The organism is Crocosphaera sp. (genome assembly GCF_030064895.1).
In the GTDB taxonomy this organism is placed as follows: Bacteria; Cyanobacteriota; Cyanobacteriia; order Cyanobacteriales; family Microcystaceae; genus Crocosphaera.
Map to the genome: position 1 here is coordinate 13,142 of NZ_JASJEB010000122.1, position 14,501 is coordinate 27,642.

15 protein-coding genes and 1 tRNA gene are annotated in these 14,501 nt (G+C 37.7%); 8 read left to right on the top strand and 8 right to left on the bottom strand.

The features are described from left to right. Positions 1-8: 8 nt before the first annotated feature. The 7 genes from hrcA to QNJ66_RS23040 all read left to right on the top strand — a co-directional run bounded on the left by hrcA (position 9) and on the right by QNJ66_RS23040 (position 7,972). Complete coding sequence (gene hrcA / locus QNJ66_RS23010; protein WP_300510977.1) at positions 9-1,106, top strand: heat-inducible transcriptional repressor HrcA; 1,098 nt, start codon at positions 9-11, stop codon at positions 1,104-1,106. A gap of 104 nt (positions 1,107-1,210) precedes the next feature. Continuing rightward, positions 1,211-1,765 (top strand): TRAP transporter small permease subunit, encoded by a 555-nt coding sequence (locus tag QNJ66_RS23015; protein WP_300511010.1) that lies wholly within the window; start codon positions 1,211-1,213, stop codon positions 1,763-1,765. Further along, a complete protein-coding gene (locus QNJ66_RS23020; protein WP_300510978.1) occupies positions 1,749-3,095 on the top strand; it encodes a TRAP transporter large permease subunit in 1,347 nt (448 codons plus the stop codon). The genes QNJ66_RS23015 and QNJ66_RS23020 overlap by 17 nt, the downstream gene beginning before the upstream one ends. 274 nt (positions 3,096-3,369) lie before the next feature. Next, complete coding sequence (locus QNJ66_RS23025) at positions 3,370-4,494, top strand: BRCT domain-containing protein (protein WP_300510979.1); 1,125 nt, start codon at positions 3,370-3,372, stop codon at positions 4,492-4,494. A gap of 81 nt (positions 4,495-4,575) precedes the next feature. Then, on the top strand, positions 4,576-5,175 hold the full coding sequence (locus QNJ66_RS23030; protein WP_300510980.1) for a DUF1517 domain-containing protein: 600 nt from the start codon (positions 4,576-4,578) through the stop codon (positions 5,173-5,175). After that, positions 5,175-6,026 carry a hypothetical protein gene (locus QNJ66_RS23035; RefSeq protein WP_300510981.1) on the top strand — a complete coding sequence of 284 codons (852 nt, stop codon included), beginning with the start codon at positions 5,175-5,177 and terminating at the stop codon, positions 6,024-6,026. The genes QNJ66_RS23030 and QNJ66_RS23035 overlap by 1 nt, the downstream gene beginning before the upstream one ends. A gap of 152 nt (positions 6,027-6,178) precedes the next feature. Then, a complete protein-coding gene (locus QNJ66_RS23040) occupies positions 6,179-7,972 on the top strand; it encodes a hypothetical protein (protein ID WP_300510982.1) in 1,794 nt (597 codons plus the stop codon). 39 nt (positions 7,973-8,011) lie between these two features. On the opposite strand, the gene QNJ66_RS23045 is transcribed toward QNJ66_RS23040, so the two are convergent. From QNJ66_RS23045 to QNJ66_RS23055, 3 genes are all read right to left on the bottom strand, one after another. Continuing rightward, on the bottom strand, positions 8,012-9,049 hold the full coding sequence (locus QNJ66_RS23045; protein WP_300510983.1) for a Gfo/Idh/MocA family oxidoreductase: 1,038 nt from the start codon (positions 9,047-9,049) through the stop codon (positions 8,012-8,014). 40 nt (positions 9,050-9,089) lie between these two features. Further along, entirely contained in the window at positions 9,090-9,446 is a 357-nt protein-coding gene (locus tag QNJ66_RS23050) for a hypothetical protein (protein WP_300510984.1), read from the bottom strand. Positions 9,447-9,639: 193 nt separating this feature from the next. Next, positions 9,640-9,960, bottom strand: a complete 321-nt coding sequence (locus QNJ66_RS23055) for a 2Fe-2S iron-sulfur cluster-binding protein (protein WP_300510985.1) — start codon at positions 9,958-9,960, stop codon at positions 9,640-9,642. A 176-nt stretch (positions 9,961-10,136) separates the two neighbouring features. Between QNJ66_RS23055 and QNJ66_RS23060 the strand changes: the two genes are divergently transcribed. Further along, entirely contained in the window at positions 10,137-10,313 is a 177-nt protein-coding gene (locus tag QNJ66_RS23060) for a hypothetical protein (RefSeq protein ID WP_300510986.1), read from the top strand. A 52-nt stretch (positions 10,314-10,365) separates the two neighbouring features. Here the strand turns inward: QNJ66_RS23060 and QNJ66_RS23065 are convergent, their stop codons facing one another. The 5 genes from QNJ66_RS23065 to QNJ66_RS23085 form a co-directional block, all read right to left on the bottom strand. Continuing rightward, on the bottom strand, positions 10,366-10,761 hold the full coding sequence (locus QNJ66_RS23065; RefSeq protein ID WP_300510987.1) for a RidA family protein: 396 nt from the start codon (positions 10,759-10,761) through the stop codon (positions 10,366-10,368). A gap of 757 nt (positions 10,762-11,518) precedes the next feature. Further along, a tRNA-Arg gene (locus tag QNJ66_RS23070) sits at positions 11,519-11,592 on the bottom strand. Between the two features lie 72 nt (positions 11,593-11,664). Continuing rightward, positions 11,665-12,036, bottom strand: coding sequence for an EamA family transporter (locus QNJ66_RS23075; protein WP_300510988.1), 372 nt, complete (start codon positions 12,034-12,036; stop codon positions 11,665-11,667). A gap of 457 nt (positions 12,037-12,493) precedes the next feature. Continuing rightward, complete coding sequence (locus QNJ66_RS23080) at positions 12,494-12,631, bottom strand: photosystem II reaction center protein K (RefSeq protein ID WP_007303855.1); 138 nt, start codon at positions 12,629-12,631, stop codon at positions 12,494-12,496. Positions 12,632-12,775: 144 nt separating this feature from the next. Further along, positions 12,776-14,434, bottom strand: coding sequence for an MBL fold metallo-hydrolase (locus tag QNJ66_RS23085; RefSeq protein WP_300510989.1), 1,659 nt, complete (start codon positions 14,432-14,434; stop codon positions 12,776-12,778). Between the last annotated feature and the right edge of the window lie 67 nt (positions 14,435-14,501).

Genomic DNA, 14,501 nt, shown 5'->3' on the forward strand with positions numbered 1-14,501 from the left:
GTCTTAGAATGAAAGTGAACACTTTATTAAGTCAACGTCATCAAGACATTTTACGGGCTACAGTACAACATTATATCGCTACTGCTGAACCCGTTGGCTCAAAAACTTTAGTAACAGAATACGATTTTAGTGTTAGTTCTGCCACCATTCGTAACACTTTAGGAAAATTGGAAAAAGCGGGGTTTTTGTATCAACCTCATACCTCAGCAGGTCGTATTCCTTCTGATTTTGGTTATCGAATTTATGTCGATAATTTAATAACGCTTAATCAAACAAGTGCTAAACAAATCAAACAAAATCTTAGTAAAAAATTAAAACAAAAAACCTATAATTTTGAAACCGCTTTACAACGAGCAACTCAAATTTTAGCCAACTTGAGTGGTTATATTGCTTTAATTACTTTACCCCAAACTTCTCCTCATCAACTACGTCATCTTCAATTAATACCCATTTCAGCCAAACAAGCGATGTTATTAGTTGTTACTGATAGCTATCAAACTCAATCTATTGTTGTTGATATTCCGGCTACTTTAGTGATAGATAATGAAGAAAATAAAGATTGGTTAGAAGAAGAATTACATATTTTATCCAATTTTTTAAATAGTGAATTAAAAGGCAAATCTTTATTAGAATTAAATAATTTAGACTGGGAAAAAATAGACCAAAATTTTATCAATTATGCAGACTTTTTGAAAGGTTTACTCAAGCAGTTACAAACCTATTTAAAATCGTCTATTTCTACTCAAATGATGATTCATGGTGTGTCAGAAGTATTACGACAACCTGAATTTTCCCAATTACAACAGGTTCAAATGTTGTTACATCTATTAGAAGAAGAACAAGATAAACTCCTACCTTTAATTTTAGATATTCCTGAATCTGAATTATCAAATGGACGAGTTACCCTAAAAATTGGCACAGAAAACCCTTTAGAATCTATGCGTCCCTGTAGCTTAATTTCCGCTACTTATGGTCAAGGAGATGTCCCCATAGGGAGTGTTGGATTAATTGGACCAACTAGAATGTTATACGAAAATACCATCCCTTTAGTAGAGTCAACTGCTGATTATTTATCAGAAGCTTTAGCTGCCATTAATCAAGACTAAACTAACATAAAATTCATAAAATTCATTAAAATTATGTAAACTTGTCACGGTTTCACTTATGCTGTTATATTAGAATACTCATGAGTTTAAATCGAGGTAAAACCTTGCAAAAACTACTAAGTATTGCCAAAATTATCGATACAATCAACGAATGGATCGGAAAATTAACTTATTGGTTAGTTCTTGTTATGATTTTGGTTGGGGTTTGGAACGTTATCGGACGATATTTGGGAAGATTTATTGGACAGAATTTAACCTCTAATGCTTTCATTGAAGTGCAATGGTATTTGTTTGATATTGTCTTTCTATTGGGTGCTGCTTATACTCTTAAGCACGATGAACACGTTAGAGTTGATTTACTTTATAAAGATTGGTCACCAAAACGAAAAGCTTTAGCTAATTTTATCGGTGTTTTTATCTTTTTAATCCCTTTTTGTTTAATGATAATTTATTATTCTTGGGGCAATATTATTAATTCTTGGAAAATTTTAGAAATGTCTCCTGACCCCGGAGGACTTCCTCGTTATCCTATTAAGTCGATGATTATTGTTAGTTATATCTTACTTATTTTTCAAGGTATTGCTGAAGCTATTAAAAATTGGGCTATTTTTACAGGTAAATTAAATCCCCAGGAGGAACATCATGATCCTAGCGTATGATTGGTTAGGCCCTTTAATGTTTGTTGGGGCATTAATTCTACTTTCTTTTGGTTATCCTGTTGCCTTTTCTTTGGGTGGTGTTTCTATTATTTTTGCCGTTATTGGAGTAATTTTAGGAGCGTTTGATCCCATTTTTTTAAGTGCCTTACCTAGTCGAATTTTTGGGATCATGGGAAATTATACCCTCCTGGCGATTCCCTATTTTATATTTTTGGGTTCGATGCTAGAAAAGACAGGTATTGCCGAAAAATTACTGTTAACAATGGGAATTTTATTCGGTAGGTTGCGTGGTGGACTTGCTTTAGCAGTGGTTATTGTGGGGGCTTTATTAGCAGCAACTACGGGAGTTGTCGCAGCAACTGTGGTGGCTATGGGATTGATTTCTTTGCCAATTATGTTACGTTATGGTTATAACAAAGAATTGGCAGCAGGGGCGATCGTTGCGTCAGGAACTTTGGGACAATTAATCCCTCCAAGTATTGTTTTAGTGGTGTTAGCAGATCAACTAGGGATTCCTGTGGGTAGCTTATTTATTGGCTCAATTATTCCAGGGTTAATGATGGCTAGTGCCTTTTCTCTTCATGTTATTATTGTTTCTTTAATTCGCCCAGATGTTGCCCCTGCTTTGCCTCCAGAAGAACGAAATATTAGTAAGAAAGCATTAATAAAACAGGTCATTCAAGCGATGCTTCCCCCTTTATTATTGATTTTATTGGTGTTAGGAAGTATCTTTTTTGGTGTTGCTACTCCCACCGAAGCAGGTGCAGTGGGGGCTTTAGGAACCATGATTTTAGCTGCTTTTAATAAGGAATTAAATTGGCTAACTTTAAAACAGGTTTGTGATGCAACTTTACGCATCAGTACAATGGTTATTTTTATTCTCTTTGGCTCAACTGCTTTTAGTTTAGTTTTCCGAGGAGTTAATGGGGATCACTTTATGTTAGAAATTTTAACAAATTTACCAGGGGGACAATATGGATTTCTAGCGGTTAGTATGCTGACTGTGTTTATTTTGGGCTTTTTTATTGACTTCTTTGAAATCGCCTTTATTGTCATTCCTATTTTTAAACCTGTTGCCGAAACATTAGGGGTAGATTTGATGTGGTATGGTGTTATATTAGCTGCTAACTTACAAACTTCTTTCTTGACTCCTCCCTTTGGGTTTGCATTATTCTACCTGAGAGGAGTTGCACCACCAGAGTTAAAAACAGAAGATATTTATAGGGGTGCTATTCCTTTTATATTATTACAACTTTTAGTGTTGATGTTAATTATTATTTTTCCTTCTATTGTTAGTTTCTTACCTTCCTTAAGTTCAGCAAGAGGTTAAAATTATTTGATTCTAATGTTAGAAACAGAATAATTTATTAATTCCTGAAAAATATTCTCTCAATGTTGATCATTTTAAGTTGACAAATGAAGAAAAATATGCTTTAGATTAAAATTACATTAAGATTTGTAAGCATTAAGCAAATTTATTTAAGAAAGCGATCGCATTTTGATATAAGTAGAAACATGGGACAGTCTTGATTGCAGCTAGGACGCTACAAAGGCTGGAAACTGGAACCGGCTAGTTGCTGTTTATTTAGTAGGAGAAATATTAAATGATTAACCCATTAGTTTACGAAATTGGTCCGTTAGTGATTGTATCAGGTATTTTTGGTGTCACCTATGTACAGATGCGTAATAGTCGTTTAAAAAAAGAAGAAACTTTATTGGATAAACAAAAACAGTTAACCCAAGAAAAAGAAAATCTCACAGAAAAATTAGATCATCTTGATAGCATTAATCAAGAGTTAACAGATAAAAATGATCATTTACAGGAAAATTATGGTTACATCAAGGAAAAAGTAACAGTATTAGAAAGCAATATCAATGAATTAGGTAAAGAAAAAAATAATTTATCAAAAATACTTACACAGGAACAAAATAAAGTTATCGTATCTGAACAGAAAAATCAATCTTTATACCAAGAAAAAGAAGATTTGCAACTAACTTATAAAAAAGAGTTGACCCAGGTTTACCAAGAATTAGAAACTATCAAACAAGAAAACAATAAAACCCATAGTCAGTTACAGGAAGCAACTCAGAATAATAGTTCTTTAAACCAAGAATTAAAAATAGTTATAGCTAAACGAGAAGAATTAGAAAATAGTTTAACTCAACAACAAGAAACTGTAGCATCCTTAGAGAAGCAACTAGAAAGCGCATCTCAGAAAAAAAATAGTTTAGAAAAAGAACTACAACAGCAAATAAAAACTATTAGTGAAGAGAAACAATCTTTAGAAAATAGTTTAAACCAACAACAAGAAACTCTAGCATCCTTAGAAAAACAACTAGAAACTGCATCTCAGGAAAAAAATAATTTAGAAAAAGAACAATTAACTAAAAAGCAAGATAGTGAAACTATTTCAGAAGCTAAAATAGAAACTGAAGAAGAACAAGAAAGTGAAGAACAAGTAAAAAATGAACTTATTTTCAAGTCTAAAAAACTGGTAATTGTAGGAAGTTTAGATAGTATGAACCGAGAAAAAGCTAAATCTTTAGTGCAGCAAGTAGGAGGAACATTAACAAGTTCTCCAAGTTCTAAAACTAACTATGTTGTTGTTGGAAAAAACCCTGGAGATAAGCTTAAAAAAGCCAAAAAATTTGGTATTCCTCAACTATCAGAAACCCAGTTTCTAGAAGCATTAGCAGCAGCAGGAATCACAGAAATTGATCAAAAATAAACACATCACTTGTTGTCAAAACAGTAAAAATGATAGGCTAAAAAACAAAGCCTATCATTGAAAATATCTTAACAATAAGCTATGAGTGCTTGGCGCGATCGCCTGAACAAATTTACTGGAAAAACCCGTTATGTGGTTTGTCGCATCTTTGTGCATCTTGCAGGAGATGATATTGCCCCCTTATTAGGAGTCCTCAACCGCGCAGGAAGAAACGCCATCGACGCAGAAGGCGACTTAGAGGTGATTGGAGAAGGTTTAGTTGAAATTTGTCAAAATCTTCTACAAACGAGTCTCTACTGGCAATCTGCTGGGAATGAGGGGGACTTTTTTTGGCAAGAGGGAGAAGCCGGGGACTATGTTAACGAACTTTTCACCGACTCGGCCCAACGTTATCTAAGTGAAGTTCCCGACTCAGAAGAAGATGAAAACACCCCTTTATCCTTGCCAGTGACTCGTAACCTGGTGGTGATGATAACCGTAGCATTTACGGGGGAAGAACCAGACCTAGAAACTAATTTAGCCGATAGAGAAGCGTTAGAATATGGATTAAAAGCCTTAATTAACCTTCACTATAACCAACGACTAGAAGCCATACAAGTCCACTATTCTCCGGCACAGTTTGGCGACCAACTCACCAACGATCAACTATTAATCAACTTTTCTGAACTCATACCCCTATAATGCGTAAATTACTAGCTATTTTACTATCCATAACCCTGTGTTGCACTACAGTTGCTTGTAGTTCTTCACCCTCTGTTCAATCTTCTGCCCCTCGAAACAATAACACTACTATAATTCCTCCCAACCAAGTGAGTGAGGGGCGTTATCCAGTCCAACAAGCAGAATATGACGATGCTGATGGAACCTACAGTTTAATGCTGTTGAACACTCCAGCAGGAAAACCCCCCATTTATAAAACACAAAACTTACAAATGGCCAGGTTAACCCCCGAAGACATTGAAAAAGGGGAAACTACCTATCTAGAGGTGACAGAGGGTCAACCAGTAATGCACCTCACCGAAGATTTTAAAATAGAATACGTTCACAACGTCACTGAAACCCAAACTAACCCCCAAACAGGACAACCGCAAACCGTTGTTGTGCGTCGTGAGTCAAATTTTTGGACACCCTTTGCCGGTGCATTAGCCGGTCAAGCGTTGGGTAGTTTATTATTTAGCCCTCGATACTATGTTCCTCCCATGTACCAACCCGGAGGAGTGATGACCGGTTATGGTGGTTATGGCAATACTTTCACCCAAGCCAATCAAAGCTATCAAAGTAAGTATAATGCACCACCTCCAGCCGTAAAAAATCGTCAAACCTTACGCACCACAGGAAACCTAAACCGTTCTTCTTCTGGTTCCACTAGCACCCGTAAAAGACAGTCTCCTAATGCGAGTAAGTCTAGCGGTTCCGGGTTTGGTTCCAATCGTTTAAATAGTAACGGTAAGTCCCGACCTAACGTTCAAAGACGCTCAGGGTTTGGTAGTAGTGGTCGTTCTCGTTCTCGTGGTGTCAGACGCAGACGTTAAAAAAACTTATTCAATTTTAGAAGCGATCGCTTGATGAAAGGCGATCGTTTTTTTAGGTTATTCTATATTATCTGAGAAAGAATCCTTGTTTCCAACTTATATATTAGGTGATAATAGTGGCAAGTAAGAATTTCCTATGGAGATACAAAATATTGAATATTGAAAAATTTTATTCATTGTCAATCTCGAAAAAACTAGCTAGGATTTTTCCATTTATTTTCCTAGCTATCATCACTTGGATCGCGCATTTTTGGCATTTTGCCAGTTTTGGATTATATGAAGACGACCATCTTAGAGTGAGTACGGCTATGGGTATGGCAGGACGTCAAGTTTTAAATTTTGTCTTAAATAAATTTCTTAATCCTTCTAATGGAGGGCGTTTTCTACACGATGGTCTAATTTTTATTTTTTCATATTTGGGGGCTAAATTAGGGGGATTATACGTTACCTATTGGATTGGTTATCTCATAATTCTGATCAACGTATTTTTATTTTATACCTTACTAAGACGCTTATATAGTCAAACACTTTTTGCTCTTATGGGAGCTTTGGCTTTTTCTTTATTTCCTGCTGATTTAACCCAACCTTTTCTAACACATTTATTGGGAATCCAGCCATCTTTGACATTTCTTTTAATCGCTTTTCACTGTTATATTTCTTCTCACAAAAGTATATCCTATATATTAATTTTTGCTTCTTTACTTTGTTATGAAATATTCTATCCAGTTTTTTGGGCAGCACCACTTTTCAAAAACAAATGGGATTTAAAACTAAAAAAAGAGCTATTGAGGCACACTTTAGTCCTCATTTTTATCCTTGCTTTTATGGTCATTGTCCGTAAGTTAAGCGGTGAGTCCCGAGTTAGTAACTTAAATACTTTATGGGCAATCCGAACCATTATAGAACACATGGTTATGGGACCTATTATGACCATGTCTATGTTCCTGTATCGTCCTATTCAAACTTTGTTAGCATTAAATAAAGAACTCCTAGTGCTACTACCTATATGTTGGATAGGTATATCATGGTTTTTGTCTCGGCAAACCCTTTCTTTATTACAAGTCAAAACTGGTTTAGGTAATTCTTCTCAATATATATATTTAGAAATTCCTAAGTTTTTTAAAGATATAGGCAAGCTAACATTGCTTGGATTAATTTTACTACTTTTAGCCTATCCGTTGACACTTAATCCCAGTTATTCAGCGTTTTCAATTACTGGAAAACCTGCCCGTGTTCATACAGCAGCTATACTTGGAGCATCTATTTTATGTGCTTGTATAGGCTATATTCTTATGGAACTTGCAAATTCCTATAGAAAAAAACGTCTAGCTACTATAGGTTTAGCAGGATTTTTTACTTTACTCATCGGTTTTGGACTGATTGTACAGCAAGATTATAAGTTAAGTTGGAATTATCAAAGAGCGTTTTGGACTGATGTGATTAGGCTATGTCCAGATATGGATCAAGGAACTGTAATTCTTGTCGAGGGAGTTAATACGAATCGAAATTGGTTAGCTATCAGACCGTACTTTCCTGCTATGACAGCAGCACTTACAAAAATCTACAGATTTCCCTACAGAGAAAACTCACCCGAAATGTTTCTGTTAAAACCTAACTGGCAAACTAGCGTTGCATTGGACAAAGGAGTATTCCAGTTAGACAATTCCAACGTCAAACTAAGAGGTTTTAAAGCAAATCGAAAAGATTATTCCCTTGTAATTGATAGTTCTGATGTGATTTTACTAGAGAACGAAAATGGAAAGTTAGTTCGTCGAGTTGACCCTCTGGTGATCAGTAATCAAGAGTTTAGTTTGAAAAACCCTAAAATGTCAAAATTACCACAATTATCAAAAGGAACTGTTTACAGATATCTCATTAATTCTACCAAAGAAAACTCCATTAACTATCTCAATTTACCTGCTAGAGATTTAAGAACACAACCCTAAATTGACGCTCTCCTCTCAGTGAGAAATTAGATAAAATTCTCACTCAGAAATCGTAATAACTGTCCCATTTTCTTGCAGCGAATCACTTAAACAAGTTAAAATTTGAACTAATTTTGTGGCAACTATTCCCGAAGAAAATTCACAAGCAGTGTTAGTTCTAACACTATCTAAAAAGCGATCGCAAACTTCTTTTAAGGGTTCCGCTTTTTCCACAGGAATCACCTGTTTTTGTTGTCCTTGAGGGATAAATTTTTCTCCCTCCTGTTGCACATAACCCTGTTGCAAAACCAGGGGTTCATCTGACAACATTTCATCAAAAATTAACGTCCCTTCACTGCCTACTACACACAAACGACGCTGTTTATCAGGATTACACCAACAAAGATGAATAGTTGCTTGAAATCCGCTAGGATAATATAAAGTTACCCAAACCATGTCCCCTAAACCATCAGGAGACAAGGCAGTAGGGCGATCGCCTTGTAACCAAACTTGTCCTTGTGCTTGTACTCGCTCAGGATATTCACCCAACCAGTGATTAAAAATGCTAATATCGTGAATAGCAAGATCCCAAAGTGCGTCTACATCTTGGCGAATCGGTCCTAAATGGGTACGACTGGCATAACCATAGAGTAATTTTCCTAACTTTCTCTCTTCTACGGTAACTTTACCCTGATTAACAACCGAATTAAATAAATAGGTATGATCTATCATTAACTGTCGCTGTTGCTGTTGCGCTAAACGAGTTAATTCTAAACATTCCCCAGGATCAAGGGTCAACGGTTTTTCCGCTAAGACATGATACCCTAATTGTAAAGCGTCCTTAATTAAATCATAATGAGTTGAGGCCGGGGTAACAATCACCACAGCATCTAAGTCAACTTCTTGCTTGACAACTTTCCAATTTGATGTTAGCAAAATCGATTGGGGATCAAGAGAAAACTTGTTTTGAATAGCCTCTAAATTATCAGAAAAAGGATCAGCGATTGCCACCACTTCTGCTTGAGGATGGGCTAAAAAATTGCGCACTAAGTGGGTTCCCCAACGTCCAACCCCTAAAATAGCTAGTCGAGTTTTCAAAGATAGTTATTCCTGTTTCACAACTGATTTGTAGTTTACATCATTCTTTGGGATTATCTAGATAGACACGATTCGCAGGGGAAGAATTAGCCTGATTTGAAGAGTAATAGGCAATGACCAAAATTGGTACTATAAGCGTTACTATCGCGATCGCTATTCCCATAATGTGAGTCCACCTATGGGCAGGAGGTTCGGTGACCTTCCCTGACGAGCTACTAGATTCCATAAAATGATGATTCTGATAATAATATTTCTCTCTTTCATTGTACTGATTTTTTTTAGAGATTGACAGGGGAATATTACAGATTAGCAACAAAAAACCGCCACTGAAGCGTAGGCGGTTGCAGTGACATACTTCTGCTGTTAGGCGAGAAGTTTCCTGGGCTGAACTTGCCATCACTGGTCTTAATTATTCATGTCTCCCAAGGCGTGAATTTCGGGATGCCCTCCCGTATAGTCCCATTCTACCACATCACGTCTATTAGGACGGGGTTTTATAGCCGTAACTAATTTAAAGGATTAAAATTTCTGCCGAAAAATAAAAAGAAGGGGTTTAATTTAATTAAACCCCTTCCTTGTTAACATCAGAATTAGTCCGGTTGCCCAAACTGTCTGCTATAAACCTCTTCTTCTTTTTCAGTTTCAATGACGAGGTTAGAACGAGGAGAGGAAACGCATAATAAAGCATAACCTTCCCCTTGTAACTCAGGACTTAAACCCATACCATCACTTTGTTCGACTTCTCCTTCTAAGAGCTTTCCTGCACAGGTTGTACAGACCCCTGCTTCACAGGATATGGGTAAATCTAGACCGGCTTTTCGAGCAACATCTAACACCTTTTGATCTTCGGTAACTTCAATGGTGTGAGTGTTTCCTTGATGACGAATTTCAACCGTATACGTATTGGACATATTTTCCGTAAAACTTGATCGGCTTTCCTTTATCTAATGTATCTTTATTCGGGTACTCTTGGCTATTGTTAAGAAATATGGCTAAATTTAAAGCTTGATTGCAATTTACTACACTTCTTGACATTTAGCTCCCATAGAGTGTTACGTTTGAGCAACGTCAAAATTATGAAAAGTATATGTATAAGAAAAATACAGACAAAGACTTTGTGAGTGCTGCTCTTACTGCTGGTTTAGGTGCGGGTATTGTCACCTCTTTTGCGGTCAACCAAGGACAAAATCCTTTACTAGCCTTAGGAATCACAGTTTTTGCCGCAGTCTGTGGGGTTATTTGTCATCAATTCGATTTGATTTAAAAAAAATTGCTTATTTTTGCTGGCCCTAACCGAATTTTATTCAAGTTGGGGTCTAAGAAATGACAGCAATACACTCAATTTCCACTAACACATCTTTAGGCAGACGAGAAACTTCTACACAAGCTCGTGCTGGTGCAGTTTCTGGGTTAAAATATTGTGCATAAACTCCATTCATGGGGGTAAAATTGGCTAAGTTACTCAAAAATACAGTGGTTTTAACCACATTTTGCCAGTTTGCCCCTGCTGCTTCCAAAATAGCTTCGATATTTTTCATAACTTGTTGGGTTTGTTCACTAATATCATTTTCCCCAACCACTTCCCCTGTTTCGGGGTGCAAAGGAATTTGTCCAGCCAAAAATAATAACTTTCCGCTTGCTGCTATGGCCTGATTATAAGGTCCCACAGGGGAAGGAGCATTGTTGGTACGAATAATCTGAGAATTACTCATCAAAAAAAATTGTTTTTAAACTCCGCCCCTTGGGCAAGGGAAAGGACGGCTTGACAAAGTGCTGATTTTACAATGGATATAATCCCAAGAACCAGCCAACTTGTATTAGTCCCTGACCACAGCACAGCTAAGATGCCCTTTGTACAAGTGCTTAACCAATTAGGCTAGGGAAGTACCTGGAAGTCAGATGCCCAGCTGTGTCTCCAGTGTGGTATTCACCCAAAACGTGCCTAGATCAGTCTATTGACTCTCTCTGCCGTAAACGGACAGAGATTCTTGGTTCAGCGACATACCTTTAAACTACCTATCCTTACGGAAATGCCTAAACCAAATACCCGTAGAACACTACTAAATATCGAGCTTAACTTAGATAGTCCCAGAGGGCTTGTCTCCTCAAGCGTACTAGAATATGAGTCTAGAGTTCTCCTGCGCCCCAGGATACTTTACTGAGATTAGTTTACTTTTCTGGTTTCGCTACTCGTTAAAGCGCATAGGTTTTTAGAGAGGTTGTTCGCTCCTCTGTTATCAGTGTCGCTTTACGTCGTAATCAAGGGTAGTACCGACGAATCCTACCTGCACTGAGCTAACTTGGCTTATTATAGCATAATGCGGGACTGTGCGCCCTAAAGCGATGCAGCGCGGTCTTGGCGGTTCCCATCAAGGAGCGACTGCATCAAGACGGGCGGGGCTTGAACCCCTACTTTTTTGGTTAGCCCTCGCACTTTTACGGCGAGGTGGCTAAACTTTTACATTTTTACGGGCTTGGAGGGACTTGAACCCCCGACCTCGTGGTTCGTAGCCACGCGCTCTAATCCACTAAGCTACAAGCCCTTGTCTTTCTCAACGATTAATTATCATAGCACAACCTCCAAACATTTAGCAACACCTAACCCAAAAATAATTTTAATTTCCTTTGGAGGCCACAAGAACAACACCACAGACAATAAGTCCTAGACCAACAGCCTGATGGATGAAGATGTTTTCTTTGAATACAAAATAACCAAATAAGACAGAAAAGACATAGATAATAGAAGCAGAAGGGCCGGCTACACTAAGGTTGACACGAGTTAATAAAAGAATATAAGCGATCGCCCCTAACCCATAGCAAGCCAAACCTAATATTAGTTTTGGGGTCAAAAGAATATTAAGAATATGACTGACAGCATTACTTGCGTTCACCTTTCCTAATGAATTGGCTCCCATTTTCAGGAATAACTGTCCCATGGCGCTGGTTAGCACCGAAGCTAACAATAAACAAAACTCTTGAAAACCCATAATACTTCCTATAGAAATATATAGTTTATCATAATGTCTGGGATGAACTCATATATTAGACAGTTAGGGAGTTTTTCTTAATTATTCTATCTTGATTTTCTTACAGGTTTTTGTTTTCTAGAAGGAACTCCATTGGCAAAAACATATTATTGTAGTATATTTTGACTCTGGAACTATCATTTTCTCTAACTTTATTATCAGTATTTTTGCTTAATTTCTTTTCAATCTCCGTTAGTTCTCTAAACTGATTAGAGAACTAATGATCTTATTTTGGGCAAAATGAGAATTGCTGGATGTAGAGAAAACGGCTTGGGTGATATTGCCCAGTTTGAGTGAGTTACTCAGTTGGCTTCGTGAGCAATAAAATGTGTGAGTTGATTTTATTTTCTGTAGAAAAAGCTCCCTCGTTAAGCGCCTAAGTCGCTATAACGGGGGAGTGTCAAGGGCGAGTAAGAGTTTACTTAAAGCCCACTGCAGCTTGCCAAACGAAGGCTAAAGCCAAGAAAAATACAGGAATAACTGGTAATACGTCTACCAGGGGATCGAAAATTTGATAAGCTTCGGGTAATTTTGCTAAAAGGAATACAGCTTCCATCTGGTTATCTACCTTCCAAATTCTTTTATATTATGGATTACACAACATCCTATCATAAACAGAGTAATTTCAAATAACTACAGAGAAGTATCTTCCCACACCCCCCACACTCCCCCATCTTCCCACACTCCCCCCTGTCTAAAATTACTCATCCTCTTGTTTGGGTAGGGGTTCAAAGACAGGACAATAACCCTCTTGTGTCACCTTAAACCCATAAAGAGGGGATTGAGAATTCCAACAACGTTGACCCCGATAATGACAACAAGTTGAACAACAATCTAAATCATTAAATACCAGATCGCTTTTACTTTGGTTGAGCAACTCCCGTTGAGAAATACCTCGCAAAACCAACTCATCCCCTTGCCAACGAGCTTCAACAAGTCCCGTATCAGCAAAATAACGCCAGTGAGGATCATTAACAATGTTGTGGGGAAAAGTCAGAGTAATATTAGTTTCTAAATCATTTAATTCTCCCTCATAAACACCAGAAGCAGGAACTTCTGGTTGAATAAACTTATCCCCAATAGGCAGTTCTACTAAGCTTCCAGTGGATGGGAGATGAAGTTGATAACGATTTTGTAGCTCTTCCAAATTGGTTAAATCTCTTAAATTAACCGTTGAACCGTGAACAAAAATAATATGTTGCGGTCGTAAATTATGAATTAATTGAGTGGTATTGCGTCCATCGCTGTGTTCAGCCAAAACATAAGACTCGCTATGAATAGAAACCCGTTCCATCAAAGCCATAATTTCTGGTGATTCGAGAGTTTGTCCCTCATTAGGAGAAGCCGGGAATAAGACCACCCATAACCCAGATAATAAATAACCTTCGTCGTAAAGGGTGGTTAAATCATCCGTTAAGACAATGCAGGAACTTTGTCCAATTTTTCCCCGTTGTTGGGGGGTCAAACGACGTAAACGTGGACAGATACGCTCATCCCAAAAAAGAGGTTGATGCTTGGCGAAATTTTGTACCGATAAAGGAAATTCTGCAAGTAAATCTAAATAGCGATCGCAAGCGTTGGCCACATCTCCATCCACCCAAATATCCAAGTCTCGACCTGTAAATTGATGATGAGAACGCAATAATTTTAAAATTTCTTGTCCTAATCCCAAGCTAGGCACTGGCAAAACTACACTATAACCATGGGTCAAACACTCATGAATACGCTGCATGAGTTGTTTTTCTTGTTGACGACGGTGGGGATGGCGAATAGTCCCGTAAGAGCCTTCAATAATCAAAATATCAGGAGATAAACCCCGTAAAGCTTCGATAGAAAGTCCTTCGACCAATTGGAGATTAGATAAATAAAAGTCTCCTGTGTACAGTAATTTATAGGTTCGCTGGACAGTGCTATAATTCAAGAGAATGGACGCGGCCCCTGGTAAATGACCCGAGGGAAATAATTGTACCGTTAAATCATCAAATAACTGCAAAGGTTTTTCCCAGGATAACCCCTGACAAAAATTAGCGGTCTTGGGGGGATTTTTTTCAGGCCAATTGAGGGGCAGTAGGTGTTTGGTGACTTGACTAGCATAGATAGGCAAACTGGGGAAAGCTTCGTGAAGTGCTTTTAACCCTCTAGCATGATCACCGTGAGCATGACTACAAAAGACCGCATCCACTGGGGGTTGAGGTTGATTAACTAAAGGGGTGAGATCCCCTAGACCACAATCCAGTAAGATACGATAGGGGCCTAGTTGTACTTCTAGACAAACCCCTTGATCATCATGACCCACTCCGTAGGGTAAACAGGCCAGACGGGTTCGTGGATGCTCAGCTTTAGGAGAAATTTGACTCATAGACACTTAGTTTCAGCCCTTAAGAGGACTTAATTAGCATCAAAGATAACAAAGTCTTTTAATTGTA

Excerpts from the sequence above, each read along its gene's own strand:
- QNJ66_RS23060 (WP_300510986.1), top strand. The coding sequence starts at position 10,137 with ATGTATAAGAAAAATACAGACAAAGACTTTGTGAGTGCTGCTCTTACT.
- QNJ66_RS23080 (WP_007303855.1), bottom strand. The coding sequence starts at position 12,631 with ATGGAAGCTGTATTCCTTTTAGCAAAATTACCCGAAGCTTATCAAATT.
- QNJ66_RS23050 (WP_300510984.1), bottom strand. The coding sequence starts at position 9,446 with ATGGCAAGTTCAGCCCAGGAAACTTCTCGCCTAACAGCAGAAGTATGT.
- QNJ66_RS23030 (WP_300510980.1), top strand. The coding sequence starts at position 4,576 with ATGAGTGCTTGGCGCGATCGCCTGAACAAATTTACTGGAAAAACCCGT.
- QNJ66_RS23055 (WP_300510985.1), bottom strand. The coding sequence starts at position 9,960 with ATGTCCAATACGTATACGGTTGAAATTCGTCATCAAGGAAACACTCAC.
- hrcA (WP_300510977.1), top strand. The coding sequence starts at position 9 with ATGAAAGTGAACACTTTATTAAGTCAACGTCATCAAGACATTTTACGG.
- QNJ66_RS23035 (WP_300510981.1), top strand. The coding sequence starts at position 5,175 with ATGCGTAAATTACTAGCTATTTTACTATCCATAACCCTGTGTTGCACT.
- QNJ66_RS23075 (WP_300510988.1), bottom strand. The coding sequence starts at position 12,036 with ATGGGTTTTCAAGAGTTTTGTTTATTGTTAGCTTCGGTGCTAACCAGC.
- QNJ66_RS23020 (WP_300510978.1), top strand. The coding sequence starts at position 1,749 with ATGATCCTAGCGTATGATTGGTTAGGCCCTTTAATGTTTGTTGGGGCA.
- QNJ66_RS23065 (WP_300510987.1), bottom strand. The coding sequence starts at position 10,761 with ATGAGTAATTCTCAGATTATTCGTACCAACAATGCTCCTTCCCCTGTG.
- QNJ66_RS23085 (WP_300510989.1), bottom strand. The coding sequence starts at position 14,434 with ATGAGTCAAATTTCTCCTAAAGCTGAGCATCCACGAACCCGTCTGGCC.
- QNJ66_RS23025 (WP_300510979.1), top strand. The coding sequence starts at position 3,370 with ATGATTAACCCATTAGTTTACGAAATTGGTCCGTTAGTGATTGTATCA.